At 66.9% G+C, this 23,869-nt stretch carries 21 protein-coding genes; 16 read left to right on the top strand and 5 right to left on the bottom strand.

The annotated features are described in order from the left end of the window. Genes HWN72_RS17795 through HWN72_RS17785 form a run of 3 tightly spaced genes read left to right on the top strand, consistent with a single transcriptional unit; the run spans position 1 to position 2,923 of the window. Positions 1-1,161 carry an acetyl-CoA C-acetyltransferase gene (locus HWN72_RS17795; RefSeq protein ID WP_036528336.1) on the top strand — a complete coding sequence of 387 codons (1,161 nt, stop codon included), beginning with the start codon at positions 1-3 and terminating at the stop codon, positions 1,159-1,161. After that, entirely contained in the window at positions 1,161-2,153 is a 993-nt protein-coding gene (locus tag HWN72_RS17790; RefSeq protein WP_036528334.1) for a nitronate monooxygenase family protein, read from the top strand. Before HWN72_RS17795 ends, HWN72_RS17790 begins: the two co-directional genes overlap by 1 nt. Then, on the top strand, positions 2,150-2,923 hold the full coding sequence (locus HWN72_RS17785) for an enoyl-CoA hydratase-related protein (protein ID WP_036528332.1): 774 nt from the start codon (positions 2,150-2,152) through the stop codon (positions 2,921-2,923). Before HWN72_RS17790 ends, HWN72_RS17785 begins: the two co-directional genes overlap by 4 nt. Before the next feature lie 209 nt (positions 2,924-3,132). Here the strand turns inward: HWN72_RS17785 and bioB are convergent, their stop codons facing one another. Continuing rightward, positions 3,133-4,191, bottom strand: coding sequence for a biotin synthase BioB (gene bioB, locus HWN72_RS17780; RefSeq protein ID WP_036530109.1), 1,059 nt, complete (start codon positions 4,189-4,191; stop codon positions 3,133-3,135). Between the two features lie 127 nt (positions 4,192-4,318). Here bioB and HWN72_RS17775 point away from each other — a divergent pair, with 127 nt between their 5' ends. The 6 genes from HWN72_RS17775 (at position 4,319) to HWN72_RS17750 (ending at position 12,089) form a co-directional block, all read left to right on the top strand. Continuing rightward, a complete protein-coding gene (locus HWN72_RS17775) occupies positions 4,319-5,866 on the top strand; it encodes a hypothetical protein (RefSeq protein WP_202902899.1) in 1,548 nt (515 codons plus the stop codon). After that, the gene (locus HWN72_RS17770) at positions 5,863-6,363 is read left to right on the top strand and encodes a biotin/lipoyl-containing protein (RefSeq protein ID WP_036530117.1); all 501 of its coding nucleotides are present in this window, start codon (positions 5,863-5,865) and stop codon (positions 6,361-6,363) included. The genes HWN72_RS17775 and HWN72_RS17770 overlap by 4 nt, the downstream gene beginning before the upstream one ends. A 4-nt stretch (positions 6,364-6,367) precedes the next feature. Continuing rightward, a complete protein-coding gene (locus HWN72_RS17765) occupies positions 6,368-7,735 on the top strand; it encodes an acetyl/propionyl/methylcrotonyl-CoA carboxylase subunit alpha (RefSeq protein WP_211150908.1) in 1,368 nt (455 codons plus the stop codon). A gap of 5 nt (positions 7,736-7,740) precedes the next feature. Then, positions 7,741-9,198 (top strand): pyruvate carboxylase, encoded by a 1,458-nt coding sequence (locus HWN72_RS17760; RefSeq protein WP_211150907.1) that lies wholly within the window; start codon positions 7,741-7,743, stop codon positions 9,196-9,198. Positions 9,199-9,321: 123 nt separating this feature from the next. Then, complete coding sequence (locus HWN72_RS17755) at positions 9,322-10,866, top strand: class I adenylate-forming enzyme family protein (RefSeq protein WP_211150906.1); 1,545 nt, start codon at positions 9,322-9,324, stop codon at positions 10,864-10,866. Continuing rightward, positions 10,866-12,089 carry a thiolase family protein gene (locus tag HWN72_RS17750; protein WP_211150905.1) on the top strand — a complete coding sequence of 408 codons (1,224 nt, stop codon included), beginning with the start codon at positions 10,866-10,868 and terminating at the stop codon, positions 12,087-12,089. Before HWN72_RS17755 ends, HWN72_RS17750 begins: the two co-directional genes overlap by 1 nt. A gap of 89 nt (positions 12,090-12,178) precedes the next feature. On the opposite strand, the gene surE is transcribed toward HWN72_RS17750, so the two are convergent. Further along, positions 12,179-12,949, bottom strand: coding sequence for a 5'/3'-nucleotidase SurE (surE, locus tag HWN72_RS17745; protein ID WP_211150904.1), 771 nt, complete (start codon positions 12,947-12,949; stop codon positions 12,179-12,181). Between the two features lie 143 nt (positions 12,950-13,092). Between surE and HWN72_RS17740 the strand changes: the two genes are divergently transcribed. The 5 genes from HWN72_RS17740 to HWN72_RS17720 all read left to right on the top strand — a co-directional run bounded on the left by HWN72_RS17740 (position 13,093) and on the right by HWN72_RS17720 (position 17,299). Then, complete coding sequence (locus HWN72_RS17740) at positions 13,093-13,842, top strand: PEP-utilizing enzyme (RefSeq protein ID WP_289357185.1); 750 nt, start codon at positions 13,093-13,095, stop codon at positions 13,840-13,842. After that, positions 13,842-14,456: a hypothetical protein gene (locus HWN72_RS17735; RefSeq protein ID WP_211150903.1), complete on the top strand. Its 615-nt coding sequence runs from the start codon at positions 13,842-13,844 to the stop codon at positions 14,454-14,456. Before HWN72_RS17740 ends, HWN72_RS17735 begins: the two co-directional genes overlap by 1 nt. A 2-nt stretch (positions 14,457-14,458) precedes the next feature. After that, positions 14,459-16,165, top strand: coding sequence for a pyruvate, phosphate dikinase (locus HWN72_RS17730; protein WP_248006093.1), 1,707 nt, complete (start codon positions 14,459-14,461; stop codon positions 16,163-16,165). A 4-nt stretch (positions 16,166-16,169) separates the two neighbouring features. Further along, positions 16,170-16,565: an acetyl-CoA carboxylase biotin carboxyl carrier protein subunit gene (locus HWN72_RS17725; protein ID WP_008828884.1), complete on the top strand. Its 396-nt coding sequence runs from the start codon at positions 16,170-16,172 to the stop codon at positions 16,563-16,565. Positions 16,566-16,816: 251 nt separating this feature from the next. Continuing rightward, positions 16,817-17,299 (top strand): hypothetical protein, encoded by a 483-nt coding sequence (locus tag HWN72_RS17720; RefSeq protein ID WP_211150901.1) that lies wholly within the window; start codon positions 16,817-16,819, stop codon positions 17,297-17,299. Between the two features lie 78 nt (positions 17,300-17,377). Here the strand turns inward: HWN72_RS17720 and HWN72_RS17715 are convergent, their stop codons facing one another. Next, positions 17,378-17,779, bottom strand: a complete 402-nt coding sequence (locus tag HWN72_RS17715) for a pyridoxamine 5'-phosphate oxidase family protein (protein WP_008828886.1) — start codon at positions 17,777-17,779, stop codon at positions 17,378-17,380. A 343-nt stretch (positions 17,780-18,122) separates the two neighbouring features. Between HWN72_RS17715 and HWN72_RS17710 the strand changes: the two genes are divergently transcribed. Then, the gene (locus tag HWN72_RS17710) at positions 18,123-19,436 is read left to right on the top strand and encodes an MFS transporter (RefSeq protein ID WP_211150900.1); all 1,314 of its coding nucleotides are present in this window, start codon (positions 18,123-18,125) and stop codon (positions 19,434-19,436) included. Positions 19,437-19,523: 87 nt separating this feature from the next. Further along, the gene (locus tag HWN72_RS17705) at positions 19,524-20,582 is read left to right on the top strand and encodes a cytochrome-c peroxidase (RefSeq protein WP_248006092.1); all 1,059 of its coding nucleotides are present in this window, start codon (positions 19,524-19,526) and stop codon (positions 20,580-20,582) included. A 3-nt stretch (positions 20,583-20,585) separates the two neighbouring features. On the opposite strand, the gene HWN72_RS17700 is transcribed toward HWN72_RS17705, so the two are convergent. Together HWN72_RS17700 and HWN72_RS17695 are read right to left on the bottom strand one after the other, a co-directional pair. Continuing rightward, positions 20,586-21,272 carry an energy transducer TonB gene (locus tag HWN72_RS17700; RefSeq protein ID WP_211150898.1) on the bottom strand — a complete coding sequence of 229 codons (687 nt, stop codon included), beginning with the start codon at positions 21,270-21,272 and terminating at the stop codon, positions 20,586-20,588. 8 nt (positions 21,273-21,280) lie between these two features. Beyond that, positions 21,281-23,761: a TonB-dependent receptor gene (locus HWN72_RS17695; RefSeq protein ID WP_211150897.1), complete on the bottom strand. Its 2,481-nt coding sequence runs from the start codon at positions 23,759-23,761 to the stop codon at positions 21,281-21,283. Positions 23,762-23,869: the final 108 nt, after the last annotated feature.

Here is a 23,869-nt window from a genome sequence, read left to right as displayed (position 1 = left end):
ATGGCCGAAGCCTACATCGTCGAAGCCGTCCGCACCGCAGGCGGGCGCCGTAACGGCAAGCTCGCGGGATGGCACCCTGCCGACATGGCGGGCGAAGTGCTGAACGCGCTGGTGGACCGCGCCGGGCTGGACCCGGCGGTGGTCGAGGACGTCATCCTCGGCTGCGTGACCCAGGCGGGCGAACAGGCCTTCGCCTTCGCGCGCAATGCGGTGCTGGCCTCGAAGCTGCCGGTCAGCGTGCCCGCTGTCACCATCGACCGGCAATGCGGCTCCTCCCAGCAGTCGGTGCAGTTCGCTGCGCAGGCGGTGATGTCCGGCATGCAGGACGTGGTGATCGCGGCGGGGGCGGAGAGTATGACGCGCGTGCCGATGTTCTCCAACACCGCCTACCACGCGAAGGAAGGCGTCGGCGTCGGCCCGTTCAGCCCGCGTATCCAGCAGCGCTTCGGCGTGGAGAGCTTCAGCCAGTTCGGCGGGGCGGAGATGATCGCCGCCAAGTACGGCTTCGACCGCGAGACGCTCGACCGCTTCGCGCTGGAAAGCCACCGCCGCGCCGCCGCCGCCACCAAGGCAGGCGCGTTCGAGCGCGAGATCGTGCCGCTCGATGTGGACGGCGTGCCCCACGTCACGGACGAGGGCATCCGCTACGACGCGACGCTGGACAGCATCGGTTCGGTCAGGCTGCTGCAGGAGGGCGGGGTGATCTCCGCCGCCAACGCCAGCCAGATCTGCGACGGCGCCTCGGGCGCGCTGGTGGTGTCGGAGCGGGCGCTCAAGGACTACGGCCTTACCCCGATCGCGCGGATCGTGGACATGGTGGTGACGGCGGGCGATCCGGTCATCATGCTGGAGGAACCGATCCCGGCGACGCAAAAGGCGCTCAAGCGCGCCGGACTGCGGATCGAGGATATCGACCTCTACGAAGTGAACGAGGCTTTCGCACCGGTGCCGCTGGCCTGGCTCAAGGCGCTGGGCGGCGATCCTGACAAGCTCAACGTCAACGGCGGCGCCATCGCGCTCGGCCATCCGCTGGGCGCCAGCGGCACCAAGCTGATGGCCACGCTCGTCCATGCCCTGAAGGCGCGCGGCAAGCGCTATGGCCTGCAGACCATGTGCGAAGGCGGCGGCATCGCCAACGTCACCATCCTGGAGGCGCTGTAATGACCTTGCGCACGCGCTTCACCGACCTCGTCGGCATCGAGCATCCGATCGTTCAGGGCGGGATGATGTGGGTGGGCCGCGCCGAACTGGCGGCGGCGGTCTCCAACGCGGGCGGCCTCGGCATCCTCACTGCGCTGACCCAGCCCACGCCTGATGACCTGCGCCGCGAGATCGACCGCTGCCGGGCCCTGACCGACAAGCCCTTCGGCGTGAACCTGACGATCCTGCCCTCGGTTTCGCCGCCGCCTTATGCCGAATACCGTAAGGCCATCATCGACAGCGGCGTCACCATCGTCGAAACCGCAGGCCACCGCCCGCAGGAGCATGTCGAGGACTTCAAGGCCCACGGGATTACCGTGATCCACAAGTGCACGGCCGTCCGCCACGCCCTGTCGGCCGAGCGGATGGGCGTGGACGCGATCTCGATCGACGGCTTCGAGTGCGCGGGCCATCCGGGCGAGGACGATATCCCAGGCCTCATCCTGATCCCGGCGGCGGCGGACACGCTGACGATCCCGATGATCGCGAGCGGAGGCTTCGGTGACGGGCGCGGCCTCGCCGCCGCGCTGGCGCTGGGTGCGGACGGTATCAACATGGGCACCCGCTTCTGCGCCACGGTGGAAGCGCCGATCCACGAGCGGGTGAAGCGGTTCATCGTCGACAACGACGAGCGCGGCACCAACCTGATCTTCCGCAAGTTCCACAATACCGGCCGCGTCGCGAAGAACAGCGTGTCCGACCGGGTGGTGGAGATTTCCGCCCGCGACGGTGCGGTGTTCGAGGATATCCGCCCGCTGGTATCAGGCGCGAAGGGCCGCACGGCGCTGGAGACGGGCGACATCGACGCCGGGCTCGTCTGGGCCGGGCAAGTGCAGGGGCTGATCCACGACATTCCGACATGCGCCGAACTGGTCGGCCGGATCGTGCGCGATGCGCAAGAGATCATCGTCTCGCGGCTGGCGGGCATGGTCGCGGAGAAGGTGACGGCATGAGCGAACTCGTCACCGTCACGCGCGAAGGGCCGCTGACGATCATCACTATCAACCGGCCTGAGGCGAGCAACGCCCTGAACGCCGACGCGCAAGTCGCGATGGACGCGGCCTTCGGTGCCTTCGCGGCGGACGACGAGCAGTGGGTCGCCATCGTCACCGGTGCGGGGCCGAAGGCGTTCTGTGCCGGGCATGACCTCAAGCAGCAGGCGGCTGGCGGGGAACTGGTGTCACCGCCCAACGGCTTCGGCGGCCTGACCGGGCGCAAAGGGCTGACCAAGCCGGTGATCGCCGCCGTCAACGGCGTGGCGATGGGCGGCGGCTTCGAACTGGCGCTGGCCTGCGACATCGTGGTGGCGGCGGCCCATGCGGCTTTCGCGCTGCCAGAGGTCCGCGTCGGACTGGCGGCGTTGGGCGGGGGTATCCAGATCTTGCCGCAAGTGGTCGGCGCCAAGCACGCGATGGGCATGCTGCTGACCGGACGGCGCGTCTCGGCGCAGGAGGGGCATGCGCTGGGCTTCATCAACGAAGCGACCGAAGGCGACGTGCTTGAGGCTGCGCGGCGCTGGGCGGAGCTGATCCTTGGCGGCAGTCCGATGGCGGTGCGCGCCACCAAAGAAGCGGTCGGGCGCGGCCTGTCCACGCCGTACGACCAGGCTTTCGCCGAGCAGTGGAGCTACCCTGCGATGCAGGCGATGCTGGCCTCCGAGGACTACGTCGAAGGCCCGCGCGCCTTCGCCGAGAAGCGCGGGCCGGAGTGGAAGGGGCGCTGATCCCCTTTAACGGTGGTGTCAATCCGCCGCGGTGTAAGGCCCACCCCGTTCAGCTAGTTCGCTGCGCTCCCAAGCCTTCCAGCCCTCCCGCAAGCGGGAGGGCTGATGCGGCGCCCCCCTCCCGCGAGCGGGAGGGGGAGCGAGACTTAGGCCGCAGGCCTTAGTCGCAGCGGGGTGGGCCTTGCGCTATGCCAGAAGCGCAGGCGGGACTACTCCGCAGCCTCCAGCTTCGCGCAGCCCTTCGGCATGCGCTGGGCTTCAACTTGCGCGGGCGTCAGTTCGATCGCCATCGGCTTGAGGCCGAGCCGTGCAAACATCGCCAGATCGTTGTCGTCGCCCGCGTTGGGCGCGGTCAGCAGCTTGTCGCCGGTGAAGATCGAGTTCGCGCCGGCCATGAAGCACATCGCCTGCGTCATCTCCGACATCGATTCGCGGCCGGCAGAGAGGCGAACCATCGAGCCCGGCATGGTGATGCGCGCGACCGCCACGGTGCGCACGAACTCCACGTCGTCGATATTGGCGAGCGGTGTGTCGGCCAGCATGTCACCCAGCACGGTGCCCTTCACCGGCACCAGCGCGTTCACCGGCACCGACTGCGGGTGCTCCGGCAAGGTGGCGAGCGTGTGGACGAAGCCCACGCGATCGGCGCGGGTCTCGCCCATGCCGACGATGCCGCCCGAGCACACGTTGATCCCCGCCATGCGCACGTTCGACAGCGTATCGAGGCGGTCTTCCATCGTGCGCGTGGTGATGACCTGATCGTAGCGTTCAGGGCTCGTGTCGATGTTGTGGTTGTAGTAGTCGAGGCCCGCGTCGCTCAGCATGTCGGCCTGATCGGGCGTCAGCATGCCCAGCGTCATGCAGGTTTCCATGCCCATCGCGCGCACGCCCTTCACCATCTCGATGATGGCGGGCATGTCACGGTCCTTGGGGTTGCGCCAGGCCGCGCCCATGCAGAAGCGGGTGGAGCCCTGATCCGCCGCCTGCGCCGCGCGCTGGAGCACGGCCTGCACCTCCATCAGCTTGGTCGCCTTGACGCCGCTGTTGGCGGACACCGACTGCGAGCAATAGCCGCAATCCTCCACGCAGCCGCCGGTCTTGATCGAGAGCAGCGTGGAAAGCTGCACTTCGTCCGCCTTGTGGCTGGCGCGGTGAACTTCGGCGGCGCGGAAGACCAGTTCGGTGAACGGCAGGTCGAACAGCGCCGCGATTTCCTCGCGGGTCCAGTCAGTACGAGGGGTGGTGGAGAACGGCGATCCCTGCGGCATTTCTGGTACTCTCCCGATGTGTCCGGCCGTCAACGGCAAATTCTATCGATCAAAATCGTCGGACGATATTGACAGACCACGAAGCTGTAGTCCACAAGGTTCGCAACAAAGACAAGGGCAGGGGATGATGACCGACTACGTTCGCTTGCTGGAGGCCAACAACGCTATCCAGACCATAGGTGATGATACCTATTGGCTCTGTGTGACGCGCACCGTGCAGGAATCGAAGCTGTTTCCCGTGCCGTCGTACATGCTGCTTTCGTACCTCTGCTGCTTCTACCGTTACCCGGAATTGCTGCGGAAGGTGGAGGCGGTGATGCCGGCCGAGGAAGTGGGCGACCGCTCGCGCCTGATCGGCGGCAAGCTGGGCAACCTGCCGGGCTGGGCGCTCCCCACCTTCTACCTGCTGGGCCGCGAGATCCTCATCAACTTCGGTATGCTCGCGCCCGAGGATGCGGCGGAGGACGTGGCCTATGTCATGGACTTCTGGCGCCGCTTCAAGCTGGCGCAGCAGCGCGAGGACGGGCACCTCAACGCCCGCGAATTCGGCCAGCGCGTGCAGCACTTGCCCGAACGCCGGGTGCAGCGCTTCCACTCCGAACTGCTGCCTTGCAAGCCCGGCGACCGGCTCGGTCATGCGGCGCAGGCGTTCCTCGCCACGGTGTCGCAGTACGGCTTCCTCGTCTCGTGCGAGAGCCGCTGTGCGCTCAACAATTCCGGGCCCTATCGCCTTGCCGAAGACCGCGAGATGATCATCCGCGACTTCTCCGATCTGGCAGAGGGCGACTATCCCTGGCTCGACGGCGTGGCGGGCGACATCCCCTTCAGCAACCTGACGGTGACGATGGAGGCCACAGGCTGCCAGTTCTACCTGATGGACGACTGGGGCAGCTTCGAATCCCGCCCCGAATTCACCGCCGACAAGCTGACCGGCGTGGGCCTCTATACATCCGATGCGCTGTCGGGCGGCTACATCCCGGTCGGCATGGGTTCGGCCGAGGAACTGGCCGCCACTTTCGAGGATCTGACTGACCGCATCCGCAAGGCCACCGTCGAACTGTGGAAGCGCACGGCCACCTGGTCGCGCGACGAGATGATGGATGCGGGCGCGCTCGTCTACTTCTCGCTCATCAAGGAGATCGCGCATATCGCGGGCGTTTACGACGTGAACGACTGGATGACGATCGACCCGCGCGCGGACCGGTTCCGCAGCCTGTTCAACGACGAGTTCGGCCGCGATTTCCTGGGCGAGATGGTGGGCCTCGTCTCGCTGCCGAGCCAGCAGCTCAATCGCTATGCGATGATGCAGCATAACAACAACCCGGTGCGCTACATCTCGCAGATCCCCTATTCGGTGCTGCAGCGAGAAGGTACGGGCGGCAAGCTGGCACCGATCGGGCCGGGCGTCTCGCACCTGCCGCCCAAGCAGGACCTTTACACCACCACCGCCGGACGCCTGCCGCTGGCCGAGTACAACGCCCGGGCAAGGGCGCTGCAACCCGCGCAGATGGCGCCCGAGTATCGTTTCATCTGCGACACCACGGCCAAATTCCACCCCGACGATGCACAGGTTCAGGCGCTCTACCGGCTTGAACAGGAAGGCTCGCCGCTGGCGGGCCGGGGCGTGGGCCTCAGCCGTGACGATGTCGAAGCCATTCGGAGTGCGCGCGCATGAGCGGCAAAGACCCTGACGAAACCTCGCTGCCCGAACTGGAACTGCTGATCGCCGAGTTCAAGCAGTCGGGCCTGCGCGAACTGCACGCCCGCTGCGGCGAACTGGAGGTCTATCTCTCGCAGGATGCGGATGCCTCCGGGCTTGATGCCCCGCGTGTCTCGGTCGCTGCGCCGGTTGCCAGCGCTGCACCTGCCTCCAAGGCCGCGCCTGCAGCTGCCGTGGCGGCACCGGCGGGAGCGCCTGCGGTGCCGGACGGCGCGGTCGTCGTGACGGCGCCTTACCTTGGCACCTTCTACCGCGCGCCCAAGCCCGGTGCGCCTAACTATGTCGAGGTGGGCGGGCGTGTTTCCGCCGAAACCGAGGTCTGTCTGGTGGAGGTGATGAAGCTGTTCACCGCCGTGCGCGCAGGGGCCGCTGGCACCGTTCTGGAAGTGCTCGCCAGCGATGGCGATCTGGTTTCGGCCGGGCAGCCGCTTTTCGTGATCCGGCCGGAATAGCGCCATGGCCCTGTCCCGCCTCTTCATCGCCAACCGGGGGGAAATCGCCCTTCGCGTGCTTCGCGCCGCGCAAGGGCTGAACCTGGAAACCGTGATCGGCGTCTCCGATGCCGACCGTGACAGCGTGACCGCAAGGCTGGCCGACCGAGCGCTGGTGCTCGGCCCCGGACCTGCGGCGAAAAGCTATCTCGACGCGAAACTGGTGGTGCAGGCCGCCAAGGCCAGCGGGTGTGACGCGCTCCATCCCGGATACGGCTTCCTGTCCGAACGCGCCGAACTGGCACGGCTCTGCAAGGAGCACGGCATCACTTTCGTCGGCCCCGAAGCGGACATGATCGAAGCGCTGGGCGACAAATTGCGCGCGCGAGAGATGGCCGCTGCCGCAGGCGTACCGCTGGTGCCCGGCAGCGGCGAGATCGCCTCGACAGCCGATGCCCGCCGGATCGCAGGCGACATCGGCTATCCCGTGCTGCTGAAAGCGGCGGCGGGCGGCGGCGGGCGCGGCATGGTCATCGTCAACGGCCCGTCCGAAGTCGAAGCCGGATACCACCGCGCGAGCGCGGAGGCGCTGGCCGCTTTCAACGACGGCACCCTGTTCATGGAGCGTTTCGTGCCCGAGGCGCGCCACGTCGAAGTCCAGCTCATGGGCGACGGGCAGGGCGAAGTGATCCACTTCGGCGAGCGCGACTGCTCGGTCCAGCGCCGCTATCAGAAGGTGGTCGAGGAAGCGCCCTGTGTAGCGATGCCGGACGCTTTGCGCGCGCAGCTGCACGAGGCGGCGGTGAACCTTGCGAAAAGCGTCAACTACCGCAACGCGGGGACGTGCGAGTTCCTCTACGACGTGATGCGCGAGGAGATCTACTTCATCGAGGTCAACGCCCGCATCCAGGTGGAGCACCCGGTCAGCGAGATGGTGACGGGTCGCGATCTGGTGCAGGAACAGTTGCGCGTTGCGGCGGGCAAGGGCCTTTCGGTGCGCCAGCAGGATGTCGTGCTCACCGGCCACGCCATCGAATGCCGCATCAATGCCGAGGACACCGCGCGCGATTTCGTGCCGGTGCCCGGCACCGTCACCCGCTGGCGCCCGCCCGAGGGCGAGGGCATCCGCCTCGACAGCCACATGCGTGAAGGCGCAAGCATCCCGCCATTCTACGACAGCATGATCGGCAAGCTGATCGTCCACGCCGACACCCGCGACGCCGCGATCGACCGCATGATCGGCGCGCTCGACGCCTTCGAGGTCGAAGGCGTGCCCACGACCATCCCGCTCCACCGCGAGATTCTTCGCGACGAGCACTTCCGGTCGAACACCATTCACACCCGCTGGCTGGAACAGGACCTGTTCACCGCGCAGCGCATGGCAGCGGAGTAATCCCCATGGCGCATATCCAGTTCCTCGACGAAACCCTGCGCGACGGCCAGCAGAGCCTGTGGGGCATGCGCATGCAGGCGGGCATGGCCCTGCCGGTGGCGCCGCTGATCGACAGGACCGGCTATCAGATCATCAGCCTGGCCGGTTCCTCGCTGTTCGAAGTGCTGATCCGGCATTGCCAGGAAGACCCCTGGGCGGGCCTCGACCTGCTGGTGAAGGCGATGCCGGACACGCCCCTGCGCGCCGGGTGCCGCTCCAACGGGTCGGTGACTTTCGGCTTCACGCCCGATGCGCTGATGGACATTTGGGTGGATCGCCTCTGCGCCCACGGCATCCGCAGCTTCTGGCTCTACGATGTGTTGTTCAACATCGACAAGATGCACCGTCTCGCCCGCATCGCCAAGCGGCACCAGTGCCAGGTGGCGGGCACGATGTTGTTCACGCTCTCCCCGGTCCACGACGATGCCTATTACGCGGACAAGGCGGACAAGCTTTCGGCGCTGGACGAGGTGGACAGCCTGCTGCTCTACGACACCGGCGGCGTGCTCGATCGAGACCGGATTTCCACGCTGGTCCCTGCGATCAAGGCCAAGGCGCGCGGCAAGCCGATCGAGATGCATGCCAACAACATGCTCGGCCAGTCGGCCAAGTCCTATATCGACGCGATCGAGTTCGGGGTGACGACGATCCACACCGCCGTGCGCCCGATGGCCAACGGTCCCTCGATCCCCTCGGTCGAGATCATGGCCCGCAATGTCGAGATGCTGGGCCACACCCACAACCTCGACACGTCGCTGTTCAAGCCGGTGGCCGATCACTTCGAGAAGGTCGGCAAAGCGGCCGGGTTCCTGGTGAACCAGCATTTCGAGTACGACGTCACTTCGCTCAAGCACCAGATCCCGGGCGGCATGATGGGCACCCTGCGCGCACAGCTGGTACAGCAGAACATGCTGGATCGCCTGCCCGACGTGCTGGAGGAAGTCGCGCGCGTGCGCCGCGAACTGGGCTATCCCGGCATGGCGACGCCGTTCGCGCAGCTGGTCGGCACGCTGGCGGTGCTCAACATCGTGACGGGCAAGCGCTACTCGGTGGTGCCGGACGAAGTGATCCAGTACGCAGCCGGTTTCTATGGCGAGCCCGTCGCGCCGATCGACGCCGATGTGCTGGACCGCATCCTGTCGAAACCGCGCGCCAAGGAAATCCTCGCCAGCCCGCCCGAACAGCCCAACCGCGAGGAACTGCATCGCCGCCACGGCACCGGCGGGGATGACGACGAACTGCTTCTGCGCGCGCTAGTGCCGTCCGCCGACATCGACCGCATGCGCCTTTCGGGAGCGCCGCGCCGGGACTATCCGACGCTGTCCTCGCCCGAACTGGATCAGGTGGCCCGGCTGATGAAGGTGGCGAACCTGCCGCTGGTGCAGCTGCGCTCCAGCCAGCTCGAACTCTCGATGCGGCAGTAGAGCAGTCGAGCCGACTGCGTCGGCCAAACTGCTCTACGTTTTTGTTTTACGCGTTTTCCGAGTCATCAGGCCATTTGACCTGATTAGAAAACGCTTTGGCGGGGACTTTTCGCGCGGATGCGGATGATCGACTTCTTCGACCGCGGCGCGCGCATGGGCGCCGACCAAGCCTGCATGATCGAGGGCGAGCGCGTCAGCACGTATGGCGAGGTCAAGGCGCGCAGCGATGCCATCGCCCGCGCTCTGATCGCCGACGGCTTTCCGGCGGGCGGCCACGCGGCGGTGCTGAGCGGCAACAGCGTCCGCGCTTTCGAGGCGATCCTGGGCATCCTGCGCGCCGACGGCGTCTGGGTGATGGCCAACAACCGCGCCTCGCTGGACGAGAACGCCTATCTGCTCGACCTGCTCGATGTGGACACGCTTTTCGTCCATTCCGAAGTGGCGGACCGGGTCGCGCATTTCCGCGAGGCCTGCCCCAACATCCGCCGCTTCATCGCGCTCAATCGCGCGTTTGCGGAGGCCGACCGCTTCCTTGGCGACATGCTGGTAGAGAGCGACGAACCCGTGCCCCAGCGCCGTTCGGGCGCGGCGGAGGAGCTTGGCTTCCTCGCCAATACCGGCGGCACCACCGGGCGCTCCAAGGGGGTGATGCTGTCGAACGGCAACTGGCAGGCGCTGGTGTCCAGCCTCGTCGCTTCGATGCCGATGAAGCGTCCGCCGGTGAACCTCGTTGCCGCGCCGATGACGCATGCGGCGGGGCCGCTGGCGCTGGCCAGCATGGCGCTGGGCGGGACGGTGGTGGTGCTGCCGCGCTTCGATGCGGCCGAAGTGGTGGCGGCTATCGCGCGCCACCGCGTCACCTACATGTTCCTGCCCCCCACCGCGATCTATATGCTGCTGGCGGAGCCGTCCGCGCAGACCGCCGATTTCTCCAGCCTCGAATACATCTCCTACGCCGGGGCGCCGATGTCGCTCGACCGGCTGAAGGAGGCCATCGCGCTTTTCGGCCCGGTGATGAACGCCAGCTTCGGGCAGACGGAAGCGCCGATGTGCGTCACCGCGATGCCGCCGCATGAACATCTGGACGATGCCGGCAACCTCGCACACCCCGGTTCCTGCGGACGCGCGAACCTGCTCTCCATCGTCGAAATCATGGATGACGACGGTCGCATCCTCGGCCCCGAAGAGCGTGGCGAGATCGTCGTGCGCGGGCCGCTGGTGATGCAGGGCTACTACAAGAACCCTCAGGCGACCGCCGAAGTCTCCGCCCATGGCTGGCACCATACCGGAGACATTGGTGTGCGTGACGAGCAGGGCTGGTTCTACGTGGTGGACCGCAAGAAGGACATGATCATCTCGGGCGGCTTCAACGTCTACCCCGCCGAAGTGGAGCAGGCGCTGATGGCCGATCCGCAAGTGCAGGACTGCGCCGTGATCGGCGTCCCCGACGACAAGTGGGGCGAGGCCGTCGTCGCCATCGTCGAACCGCGCGGCGGCTGCACCATCGATCTTGAGAGGCTGCTGGCGGAAGCACGCGAGCGGCTCGGCCCAGTCAAGACGCCCAAGCGGGTGGAAGTGATGGCCGCGCTGCCGCGCTCCAACGCGGGCAAGGTGCTGCGCGCCGAACTGCGCAAGCGCCACTGGCAGCCGGTGGGAAGGACGATCTGATGCGCGACGTGGTGATCCTCGGCGTCGGCATGACGCCTTTCGGCCGTCATCTGGACAAGAGCCACGAACAGCTGACGCAAGCCGCGGTGCGTCTGGCGCTGGAGGATGCCGGGCTTGATGGCGCGGCGATCGACATGGCTGTCTATGCCAACGTCATCCAGGGCTTCTTCGCGGGCGAGATGTCGATCCCGGGCGAGTACGCGCTGCGCCCCCTCGGCATCTCCGGCGTGCGCGGGTTCCATGTCGAGCAGGCCTGCGCCAGTTCCACGGTGAGCCTGCACCTTGCAGTGGATTACGTGAAGGCGGGCCTTGCCGAAGTGGCGCTCGTCGTCGGCGTCGAGAAGCTCTACAGCGACGATCGCACCAAGCGCTTCGCCGTGTTCCAGCAGCCGCGCGACATGGTGGAGGCTGCGGCCTATATCGAGCGCACCCGCGATCTCCTCGCCCCCGTCCCGGCGGATAAGCGCGCGGCCAGCCCCAATGTGCTGATGGAAGCCTATGCGGCGCAGGCGCGCCTGCACATGGGCACCTATGGTTCGACGCAGGCCCAGATCGCGGCGGTGGCGGCCAAGGATCATCGGCATTCGCAGTTCAACCCGCTGGCGCAGTACCGTGAGGCGATGAGCGTCGAGGAAATCCTCGCCGCGCCGCAAGTCGCCTGGCCGCTGACCAACCCGATGTGCGCCCCGATCAGCGACGGCGCGGCGGCCGCGATCGTGTGCTCGGCGGATTTCGCGAAGCGCTTCCCGGGTACGCCGATCCGCGTTCTTGCGGCGGAAAACCGCACCGGCAGCGATCGCGCGCCGCACGACTATGCGGACCACGTCACCCGCAAGGTCGCGGCGCTGGCTTACGAGCGCGCTGGGGTCGGCCCGCAGGACGTGGACCTCGCCGAAGTCCATGACGCCAGTTCGATCGGCGAGATGATCCAGACCGAAGCGCTCGGCCTGTGCGCACCGGGAGAGGCCGGGCTCGCCGCCGAGCGCGGGGAGACGGCATTGGGCGGCCGGGTTCCGGTGAACGTCTCGGGTGGGCTGGTGTCGAAGGGGCATCCGCTGGCGGCGACCGGGCTGGGGCAGATCCACGAACTCGTCACGCAGCTGCGCGGGCAGGCCGGCAAGCGACAAGTTGAAGGTGCGCGCGTGGCCGTGGCGGAGAACTCCGGCGGGTTCTACGGTGTCGAGGACGGCATGTCGGCGGTGACGATCCTCGCGCGGGACTAAACGTTCCCCTCATTTCGTCATTGCGAGGCCCTTAGGGCCGCGGCAATCCAGGGCGGCGTAACGCTGCCTCCGGACCGCCGCGTTACACATCACCCAAACAACACCTCAAGCCCCGATTTCGCCCCATGCGCCGTCATGTCGAGCTGCATCGGCGTGATCGAGATTTCCCGGTCCAGCATCGCCTGCAGGTCGTTGCCCGGAGCATGGCCGCCCGCCGGAAGGGCGATTTTCACCCAGTAGTACGGGAAGTGCCGCGCATCGACGCGCCGCTCCGGGATGAACGCGCCCGGCGGCCGCTGCCCTTGCGTGGTCACGCGCATGCCGGTCACTTCGTCGGCCGGGCATTCCGGGAAGTTGACGTTCACGAACAGCCCCGGCTTCCAGTCGAAGCGCAGCAGCTTCTCGATCACGTCCCCGGCGAAACGCTCGGCATTGTCCCAGGGCACCGCGTTCGGCGGGCGGAAGCACTGGCTGAGCGCGATCGCTGGGATACCCAGCAAAGCCCCCTCCATCGCCGCCGCCGCCGTGCCGGAATAAGTGATGTCTTCGGCCAGATTCGGGCCGCGATTGATGCCCGAGATCAGGATGTCGGGCCGCTTACCCTCGATCAGTTCGTAGATCGCCAGAAGCGCGCAGTCGGTCGGCGTGCCTTTCACTGCAAAGTGCCGCTCGTTGCGCTGCTTCACGCGAATCGGCAGCGTGGTGGAGAACGAGTGCCCCGCGCCGGAACGTTCGTCGTCCGGCGCCACGACCCACACGTCGTCGGTGAACCGGCGCACGATCTTTTCCAGCAGTACAAGGCCGGGCGCGTCGATGCCGTCGTCGTTGACGAGCAATACGCGCGGTGGGGTTCCAGTCATCATATCCTCCCGATCATTCCCGAGCGAGGGCTACGACAGCCTGCACGCGCGGTCAAGATCGTCCGACGATTTCATCCAATCATGTTGACAGGGTGATTGGCATGCGGCATCCCTGTGCGCAACAAAGAGGATTGGGAGGGACCGTGGGCTCCGTTAAATTGCCTATCGACGACGTGCTGCACGCAGGTCCGCCGGCGACGCCGCTGGTGGAAGCCGTGCTGGACCTTGTGCGCGAACGCATCCGCGCACGTTTCGGCGAATCGGGACTGGACTGGGACGCCTTCGCGCTCACCGCCGCCGACGACCTCGTGACGCGCGAGGACATCGAGACTGTCGAGGCCCGCATCCTCGCCAGCGGCCACCGCTTCGACTGGTCGGCGCGCGTTTCCGTCACCGAGCGGCCCGACGCGCACAAGCCCGATGGCACCGCTTCGGAAGCCAGTACCGGCTTCGCGCATCCAGAGGCGCCCAGCGGCGACGCGGACGATGACGGCAAGGCCCTGCGGGGGCTTGGCGACAACGTCGTGCGCTATCCCAGCGACATCGTCGGCCAGGCGCTTTACGTGCGTTCGAACGAGCGGGTCATGGAACTGCTGTCGAGCGGCGTCCCCACCGGTGCCATCGCCATCATCGACGATTCGGGCGGCACCCTGACCGCGCCGATCATCGACCAGTTCGCGGGCGTGGTCTGCGCCGGGGGCTCGGTCCGCTCGCACCTCGGCATCCTGACGCGCGAGTACAACATCCCCTGCCTGATGAACGCCAAGGTGGCCGGCATCCGCGAAGGCGATCGCATCTCGGTGGAAGTCTCCGCCCCGGCCAAGACGACCGAGGACTACCAAAAGGGCGTCGAGCGCGTCGCGCGCGTCTGGGTGATCGGGGAGGCGGCGTGATGGCGACGACCATGACCGAGCGCGACCTTGTGCTCCATGCCACGGCGATCAAGCGCCATGCGCCGCTCCCCGCCATCGCGCACCTTGCGGGGCTTCCCGAAGCCACGGCACAGGCGGTGATCGACCAGGCCGTCGCCACCGGCCGCGTGATCGAGGCGCGCGGCGCCTATGCGCTGACGCCGCTGGCGGGCGTGGCGCTCACCGCACGCTATGCGCGCCACTTCGCAAGTGTGCGTGAGGATGCTGCCTTCGTCGGCGCCTACGAAGGTTTCGAGCGGATCAATCGCACCCTCAAGCAGATCATCACCGACTGGCAGACGTTGGATATCGGCGGCGCCAAGGTGGCCAACGACCATAGCGACAAGGCCCACGACGACGCGGTGATCGACCGCCTCGGCGCGCTGCACGAACAGGCCGAGCCGATTCTTGCCAAGCTGGCGGGCCGCTTGCCGCGCCTGCAATACTACGCCGACAAGCTGCTCGCCGCGCTGGAAGCGGCCGAGGACGGCGACCCCGAATGGGTCAGTGATATCCGGCGCGACAGCTACCATACCGTCTGGTTCGAACTGCACGAGGAACTGCTGCGGACCATGGGCCGCGAGCGGGAGGAATGACGATGGCCGACTGGACTCTCCTGCTGGACGGTGCCGACCTGCCCGACCGCGCGCTGATCGGCGGCAAGGCATGGTCGGTGGCGCGCATGGCCGCGCTCGGCCTCGACGTGCCGCCCGCCTTCGTCATCACCACCAAGGCCTGCCTCGCCTATCTGGAGCGCGGCGAAATGCCCGAGGGGCTGGAGCCGGAGATCGCCGCCGGGCTCGATTGGCTGCAGCGCCGCACCGGCCGCAGCTTCGGCGCGGGCGACAAGCGGCTGCTGCTCTCGATCCGATCGGGCGCGGCGATCTCGATGCCCGGCATGATGGACACCGTGCTCAACCTCGGCATCGACGATGACGGCGAGGCGGCACTGGCGGCCGAGACGGGCCTGCCCGCCTTCGCCCGCGATACGCATCGGCGGTTCCTCGAACTCTACAGTTCGATCGTGCTCAAGCAGGCGGTCGAGCTGGAAGCGGACGAAAGCCCGGCGCAGTGGCGCGCGGCGATCGGCGAGGTTCCGGGCGCGGTGCACGACCAGCTTCTCGGCGCGGTGCGGGCGGTGTTCGACAGCTGGAACACCCGCCGCGCGCGGCGTTACCGCGAACATAACAACATCCCGCACGACATGGGTACGGCGGTGACGGTGCAGGCGATGGTCTTCGGCAACCTCGACGATCTGAGCGGCACCGGCGTCCTGTTCAGCCGCAATCCGCTGCAGGGCGACCCTGCGCCTTATGGCGAATACCTGCCGCGCGCGCAGGGCGAGGACGTGGTTTCGGGCAAATTCACCCCGCTCTCGCTGGGGGCCATGCAGGCGCATGTGCCCGACGCGCACGCCGCGCTCCTAGCCGCCAGCGACATGCTGGAGCGCGAGAACGGCGACGTGCAGGATATCGAGTTCACCGTGCAGTCGGGCAGGCTGTACCTGCTGCAATCCCGCTCGGCCAAGCGCGCCCCGGAGGCTGCGGTGCGGATCGCGGTGGACATGGTGGGCGAGGGGCGGATCGACGCCGCCACCGCGCTCTCCCGCGTCAGCGCCGAGCAGGTCTCGACACTACTGCTGCCGCGTCTCGCCCCCAACGCCGCCGAGGGCGCACAGGTGGTGGCGCAAGGCGAGGGCGCCTGCCCCGGCGTCGCCACCGGCGTGCTGGTGGCCGATTCCGACGAAGCCGAGCGCCGTGCCGCCGCTGGGGAAGCGGTGATCCTGGTGCGCGCCACCACCAGTCCCGACGACGTCCACGGCATGATCGCCGCACGCGCCGTCGTGACCGAGCAGGGCGGCTCCACCTCGCACGCCGCCGTCGTCAGCCGGGCGCTGGGGCGCCCTTGCGTGGTCGGCACCGGCAGCGGCGCCCTGGTGCTGGCGGGGCAGGTGGTCACCGTGGACGGCGCCAGCGGCAAGGTCTTCGCAGGCGCACTCGCAACGCAGGTGCCGCGCGAGGACGAGGACGAGCGCCTCTCCCGCCTGATCGGCTGGGCGCGCGAGCGTTGCCCGATCGAAGTGCTGCGCCCTGAGGACGCCGCCTCCGCCGATGCGGTGGACGTCGATCTGCTGCTGGCCGAAGGCACCCACGAACAGTTGGCGAGCGCGCTGGCGGGCCACGCCGCGGCGCGCGGCAGCGGCCTCGCCAATGCCGAGATCGCGCGCATCGCCCGGCGGGCGGGGATTACGCGCATGATAACCGAGCCGGTGCTGCCGGCCCTTCTGGTCGCGCTGGAGGATTGAGCCGATGACCTCGCCCATTCACGATATCCGCGCTATGCTGCTGCAGTTCGAGCGCTCGCCGCTGAAGGACTTGTACTTCCGCTCGGCCGACTGGTCGCTGTTCCTCGCCCGGCCGGAGGGCGGCGCGAACCCGCTGCTGGCGCTGGAGGCCGGCGCGGCGGAGGCCGTCACTGCGGCCACGATCGCGGGCGTCGCGCAGGCACCGCACCTCGGCCTGTTCGAGCCGTGCTGCGCGGCCGGAGACGCGGTGCAGGTCGGCGACGTGCTCGCCCGCCTCGACGTGCTGGGACGCAAGACCGAGGTGGTCAGCACTGCCGCCGGCGTGGTCAGCGCGGTGCACGCGGCGGCCAACGACCTCGTCGAATATGGCGCCGATCTGGTGGAGATCGCGGCCGCCTGAGGGCTGCATCGAAAGATCGAATAATTCACCACCGGGCGCCGTTTTCTGCGGTGCCGGGTGGATTTTCATGTCCGTGACAAAAAGGTGGCCGGAGCGAGCAAGGCAAGGAGCCGCTCCGGCCAAGGGTCACAGGATGAGAGGAATGCCCCATGACAAGCATTCCTCCGGGCTTGAGGCTTGACGAGAGAGGCAAGCCGCGAAATAAAAGCTAATGCGAAGCAGTCGCATATGCAAGTGAAAAAGGAAGCCCTGTGTATCAGCCCGGCGATCGGCCCCTGGACGACCGGCATTGGAAGCGGCTGAACCGCTTTGCCAACATGGCATTCGCCAAACGTCGATGGGATGAAGCGGATCGCCTGTACGGCGCTGCACTTTACGAAGCGAACCGGCTGTTCGAGATTGCGCAGGCGGGCGGTGTGATGCGCTGCGATCCGGCGCCGATGCTGGTAGTCGCGACCACCAATGCTGCCGAAAACTGGATCGTCCTGGGCCGGTGCGAGGATGCGGGCAAAGCGATCGCCGGGCTGTCGCGGCGACTCGTGGAAGTGGTCGACGACATGGAAAGTCCGCCGGATTTCCGCCGACAGTGCCTTGTTCACCTGAAAGGCGCAGTACGGAGCCTGACGTCCGTATTGCCCCGCGCCGGTTGGTCGAGCGATGCAGTTGTCGCTCAGGTGATGGAGGTGCGCAGCGCTGCGCTTCGCGCCATGGACCCGTCACCTCCCCGGTATTGAGAACGGGGTGAAGGCACGGTCGCTTCAATGGACCGATACCGATCCGATGCCTGGGCGCCGGATCGGTATCCAGCCGTATCAGGCCGCCAGTCTGGTTCCCGCGGTCGGGCCGGAGCGGAGCGTGAAGATGTCCTCGATATGGATGAGCACGGCGAATTTCGGCGTCTTCATCCCGGCCGTGTCGGCGAAAGCGACGGCGTTATCGAAGGCATCGCCCTCGGAAAAGACTTCCGGCCGTCCGATGAAACGATAGCCGTCGAGCGCATCGCGATCGATCACCGCGACGGCCATCTTCGATCCGTCGAGGATGTTCTGCAGCGTCTGGCCACCGGTGTTTTCGTTATAGATAAGCGTCTTGTCGTCATAAACGCGAAGCGAGCGCTTGGGGCCGATGTCAGGGAGGCCTTCCTTGCTCACCGTGGACTGGATCGGCAGCTGGACGGCAAGGAATTGCTTCATGGTTTCGTCGAGAGAGCTCATGGCGGGTCATTTCTTTCCGGTTCGAGCGGGATGGCCGACGGCGTGCCGGCGCGTAGGCTCGCAAGGGCTGAGATCGCGCGGATAACCGCGCATGCAAACCGTTATATATAATGATTCGCAAATGCAATAATTTGGCGGAATGCTTGTTCGATCCTGATGCCATGACCGGCCACAGCACCATTGACGATAGGATATGCAAATCCGGACAAGGACCTCGTACTGACCGGGCATCGCCTGAAAATGGCTAGTGATAATCACTTGCAGCACCGCCTTCCAGATGCGACTGCTTGTCCGATCGCCGCGTCCGCAGCGACGTGTGCTCGATATCGTGGGGCGAGACGGAATGGCGCTGGCACTGCCGGAGTACGAGGCCGATAGCGCCGATGGACCGGCGACATGGACTTCCGGCGGCTTGTTCACCGTCGCCTTTCTCGGCGTGACGGCGGGTGTCCAGATGAGCGACCGGGGCCTTCAGTCGATCCTGCTCTCGGCCATCCAGGAAAGTTTCCGGGTCGGGGATGCGACGATCGGGGCGCTTCAGGGCCTTGCTGGTGTCCTTGTCGGGAGCGCGATCGCCGTACCGCTGGCCAGGCTGGCGGATCGCCTGTCACGCAAGAAAGTGCTGCTCGGCCTGATCGCGGGCTGGACTTGCCTGATGGCCCTGAGCGCACTGGCGCCCGATTTTCCGCTGTTCTTCGTAGGCCGCGCGGCTTCGGGCGTAACCGAGTTCGCGATGATACCGATCGTGTACTCGATGATCCCCGACATCGCGCCGGATCGGCATCGCGTGACGGCCAATCTGTGCTTCGCTGCGCTGATGGCTGCTGGGGCGAGCGCGGGATTCTATTTCGGCGAGGTGATCGTCCAGACGGCCCAGAAGGCGCTACCCTTCGCGATGGAGTCGTGGCGCAAGGCGCTGCTGCTGTTGTCTTTCGCCGGTGCCCCGCTCTTTGCCCTCGGCCTTCTGACTCACGACCCGGCACGCCAGATCGCGCCGTCGGACCCAGGAGGGAGGTCGGCCGCGCTCGGACCCTTTCTGCGTGAGCGGTGGCAGGCCGTGGGTTTGTTCGTCGGCGTTGCGGGAAGCCTGATGATCGCGGTGCAAGCGCTCAATCCGCTGATTGCGCTGGCGCTGGAGCGACGCTTCGATGCGGACCTCGGCAAGGTCGGCCATGCCATGGGGGTGGTCACGCTCGTGACCTCGATCGGTTGCCTGCCGGTGGCGGGTCTGCTCGACCGGACGCTGCGGAGCCGTTTCGGTCTGGCGGCGCGTCCGTTGATCATGGGCGCGGGTGCCTTGTGCGCGGTGCCGTGCTCCGCTTTGTTGATCGTGATAGACAGCGTGGACGCGGCGCTGTGGGTGGTGGCGTTGTTCCTTTTCGTCACCTGCACCGCGAACGCCCTGGTTCCGACCATGTTGCAGGATCTGACCCCGGCCACGCTACGCGCGCGCAGCTTTGCCATCTGGAGCTTCGTGGTATCGGTGTTCTGCGCGATCGGTCCCCTGGCTGCGGGCGCGTTGTCGGACCTGCTGCTTGGTGGACGTCTGCTGACCGCGATCGCCGTCACGGCGATTCCTGCATTGTTGCTTTCGACTGCCTGCGCTGCGCGCTCGATAGCGACTGCGCGTCGCTTTTTGAAGTCTCAGCCGACATGAAAAAACCGGGGCGCCCATTCGTCTTCGATGAACCGTTCATCGCGAGAGTGCTCCGTGACTTCCCCAATTGGTTCCTTGATGCTTGCGATGTCAGCGATTGCCCTGGCCCTTGCTTCGCCATCGCCCGGATCGCGGGCCGACCCGGGCGATGGCGAAGTGGCAACATTGCGGGCGCTCTATGCCGGGCAGCCTGATAGCTGGCCGCGGCCCTGGCTTGAGCCGGGAGCGCATTTCGCCGAGTTCGGTCCGGTCCCATCCCTGCCTACGCCTCAGGTCCCCGAAGAAATAGCGCTTGGGCAGAGACTGTTCGAAGAGCCGAGACTTTCCGGATCGCGGCAGATCGCCTGCGCATCCTGCCACAATGCAGAGCTGGGTTTCACCGATGGCCTGCGCACCTCCTTCGGGCATGATCGCAAGCGCGGGCGGAGAAACGCACCATCGCTCATTGCCGCCGCATGGACTCATGGACTGTTCTGGGACGGGAGGGAGGCGACCCTTGAAGGCCAGGTCTTGGGACCGCTCTCCGATCCTCTCGAAATGGCTGGAAGCCGCAAGCGGATCGAGCGATGGATCAATCGCGAGGCAAGCTATCGCAGCGCCTTTGCCGCACTGATCGGGACTCGCCGGATCGGGTTCAACGACATTGCCGGAATGATCGCCGCCTACGAACGCAGCCTGACCCCGCCGCGCAATCGCTGGGACCGCGTGTTCACGCAAGGGGTTTCGGCGCTCAGCGACCAGCAGGTGCGCGGGCTCCATCTGTTTCGGACCAAGGCGGGGTGCGCGAACTGCCACAGCGGCCCGCTGCTGACGGACAACCGGTTCCATAATCTGGGGCTGAGCTTCTACGGCACCGAGCGCCAGGACCTGGGGCGCTGGAATGTCACAGGGCGTCCCGAGGACGTCGGCGCGTTCCGCACGCCGACGCTGCGCGGACTGATCCATACCCGGCCTTACATGCACAACGGCTTCTTCCCGTTTCTCGAGCCGGTCGTGATGTTCTATTCCGGCGGCGGCGGTCCCAACGACGCGGTGCAGGCGCCCGGCGAGGCCGCGCCGCCGCCACAGGCCGACCCCCTGCTCAAACCCCGCGATCTTACGCGCGAGGAGCGTGAGGCGCTGGTCGCATTCCTGCAGGCGCTGTAAGCTTCAACGCGGCAGCATGAATTCGACGGGGACCACGAGGTCCAGGGTCTCTCCGCCGCGCTCCTTCGGCGGTTCGGGCAGCGGGTCCGCACGGTGCGGCAGCGCAAGGGCCTCGCGGTCGAGCGCCGAACTGCCCGATACTTGTGCCAATGCCACCGCAAGCACACGGCCCCGGCGGTCCATGGTGATGCGCACCCACGCAACGCCCTGCTCGCGCCGCGCGCGGGCTGTCGCCGGGTAGCGCTTGCGGCTGGCAAGCCGGGCGAGGACGCGGCCCTCCCAGCTGTCGGGTGCGTTGGAGGATACGGTGACGGCGGGCGGCGCCTCGATCGCCTTGGGCGCTGCAGCCTCCGCCTGTTCGGGGCGGGGTTGCGGTGCATCCACGGGGCGCGCCGCTGGCGAGGATGGCGCCAGGGCGATCGCCGCCTGCGGCACCTCGATCCGCTGGGGCACGGGCAGCACCGGGTCCTGCTGCTCCACCGGCTCCGGGGCATCCTTGGGCGTTTCCTGCTCGGGCTGGGGCGGGGATGCAGGCGCGGCAAGATCGATCACCGTCAGCGGAGCACGCAGCGGCGGCGGGGCCGCCGCGAAAGACCAGCCGACGAGCAACGCTCCCCCCGCACAAACGTGCAGGAGGAGCGTGATCGACAGGCCGCGCAGGCGGTCAGCCGGGGATTGGCGATAGGCCATCGCCCCGATCAGAAATCGATGGCGAGCGACGCGCGGATCGAGCGCGGCGCACCCATCGTCAGCACCCCGCGCGATGCCGCCGCCCAGTAGTTGCGGTCGAACAGGTTGTCGGCGGTCAGGCGGAACTGCATCGGGCGACCTGCCGCCTCGAAGGCATAGCGGATACCGGCATCTACGCGGGTCCAGGCCGGGATGCTGCGCGCGTTGGTGGTCGTGAGGTCGATGTACTCGCGGCTGGTGTAGACGACGCGGCCGGTTACGGTCAGGCCCGGCACCATCGCCACGTCCCATTCGGCGCCGAGGTTGGCGTTGAACTCCGGCGAACCGCGTGCGCGGCGTCCGTCGTTGAGCCCGCCCTCGGTCTTCGTCATCTCCGCGTCGAGGTACATCACGCCGCCGAGCAGCCGCAGGTGGTCGAAGGGCTGGCCGAACAGGTTCAGCTCGATGCCGCGATTGCGCTGCAGGCCGTCGTATTCGAGCGTCGGCGAACCGCCGGTGGTGCTGGCCACTTCGACGGCGCTGGGCACCGCGATCTGGAACACGTCGGCCGTCACGGTTAAGGTGCCGAGATCATACTTCACACCGGCTTCGTACTGGTCGGTGACGAAGGGCATGAAGATGTCCCCGGCATTGGCGTAGTAGCTGCTGGCGATGCCGCCCGGGTTGAGCGATTCGATGTAGCTGGCGTAGACCGAGAGGTTCTCCACCGGCTTCACCACCAGCCCGACCGAGGGCGACACCCGGTTGCGGTTGTAGCGGCGGGTCAGGTCACCGGTGGCGGAGAAGGTCTTCTGCCCCACCTTTTGCCGCCGCGCGCCGACCATAAGCACGACGCGGTCGTCGGCCATGCTCATGATGTCGGCGATGGCTTGTCCTTCATAGTCGTACTGGGACGTCAGGCGCCCGGCATCTTTGCTCAGCGCGCTGGTATCGGGTGCCGGGTAATAGATCGGCGTATAGATGTTCGAGGCCGCGCAGCCGGTCGTGCAGTTCGCGATGTAGTAGTTCAGCTGGCCGCGCTTTGCATTGTTGGCCGAGGCGATCACCGAAAGGCTGTGCGAGACGGGCCCGGTATCGAACTTGCCCTTGATCGAGCCCTCATAGCTCTCGTTTCGGCTGCGCGCCGGGATCCAGTAGGGAAAGCCGCTCTTGGTGCCGTCCACGTTGGTGATGCTGTCGATCACCTGGATGTAGAGTTCATCCGACTGGTTGCGGCTATAGGCAGCAGCGGCCGTCCAGCCGGGCGCGAAGTCGTATTCGATGCGGCCGATGGCGTAGTCGTTCTGGCCGTCCCAGAACTCCCACTTCTGCTTGGAGTTGGTCCGCGCATCGGGCGCCTTGGGCACGGCCACGCGCGAGCCGATACGGGTGCTGCTCCAGCCGCCTTTGAGCAGGCGGTCCTGATGGCCGAGGTCGATCGTCACGCGCAAGTCGTCGCTGCGGTAGTCGAGCCCGGCGGCGAGCATGGCCGAGCGGTTGTTCGTGTAGTCGACGTCGGTGGCACCGTCGCGGTAGACCGCGTTGACGCGCACGCCGAAGCCCTTGTTCACGCCGAACCGACGCGACACGTCGAGATTGGCGCCGAATTGGCTTTCCGAGGCATATGTCGCCGTCACGCGGTTGAGCGGCGCATCACCGGCCCGCTTGAGTACGTAGTTGATCGAGCCGCCATAGGACGAGCCCCAGGGGCTGACGCCGTTGAGCATCGCGCTCGGCCCCTTGTGGACTTCGACCCGCTCGACCGCCTCGATCATCGTCCCGCGCGTGTCGGAAGCGCCGAACATGCCGTTGACGAGCACTTCGCGCCCCGTAAGTTCGAAACCGCGCATGATGACGGTGGTGGTCTCGCCGTCGCGCGCGCCGCTCGCGCGGATCGAGGGATCGTTGTCGAGCACGTCGAGCAGGCTGCGGCTGTTCTGGTTCTCGATCAGTTGGCTGGTGTAGTTGGTGACGTTGAACGGCGTGTCCATCACGCTGACATTGCCCAGCAGGCCAAGCTGTCCGCCCGTTGCGACTTGGCCGCCTGCATAGGCTGGGGGAAGATCAGGTGATCCCGCGTAAGTACCTGCGCCGTCCATGGAGGCGGCCTCGACCCGCACCGATCCCAGTTGGACGGCGCCGTCCGCGCTCCTCGGCGCCGCGATGAGCACGACGGCATTGCCCGCCATGCGCCAGGTGATACCGGTGCCGGACAGCATGTGGCTGAGCGCCGTGAGCGCGGGCATCTCGCTCTGGATCGCCTGGCTGCGCACGCCGTTTACGAGCGTGGCGTCCGCCGTGACCTGCAGCCCCGATTGCCGCCCGAACATGTTGATCGCGCTCGCCAGCGGCTGCGCGGGAATATCGAAGCGCGTGCCTGCCGACTGCGACGCGTCCTGTGCCTGCACCGGCGCGGCGAGCGCGATCATGCTAGTCCACGCAGCCGCCAACAGCGCAAGGCGCAGGCCATCACGGCGGGGACGCAGCCCGCCACGCGAATTGATTGTCATTTGTGACCCCCAGATTGATCCGAACTTGCAATTGCGTTGCAATCGCGAGGTAGACGGAAAGCGCTCCGGAATTTTTCACGCAACTCGATAATTTTCTCGCACATCATG

The organism is Novosphingobium sp. HR1a, assembly GCF_015594425.1.
Classification (GTDB): Bacteria; Pseudomonadota; Alphaproteobacteria; order Sphingomonadales; family Sphingomonadaceae; genus Novosphingobium; species Novosphingobium resinovorum_A.
Note: the sequence above shows the minus strand (reverse complement) of the source record. Positions and strands in the feature narration are given on the sequence as shown.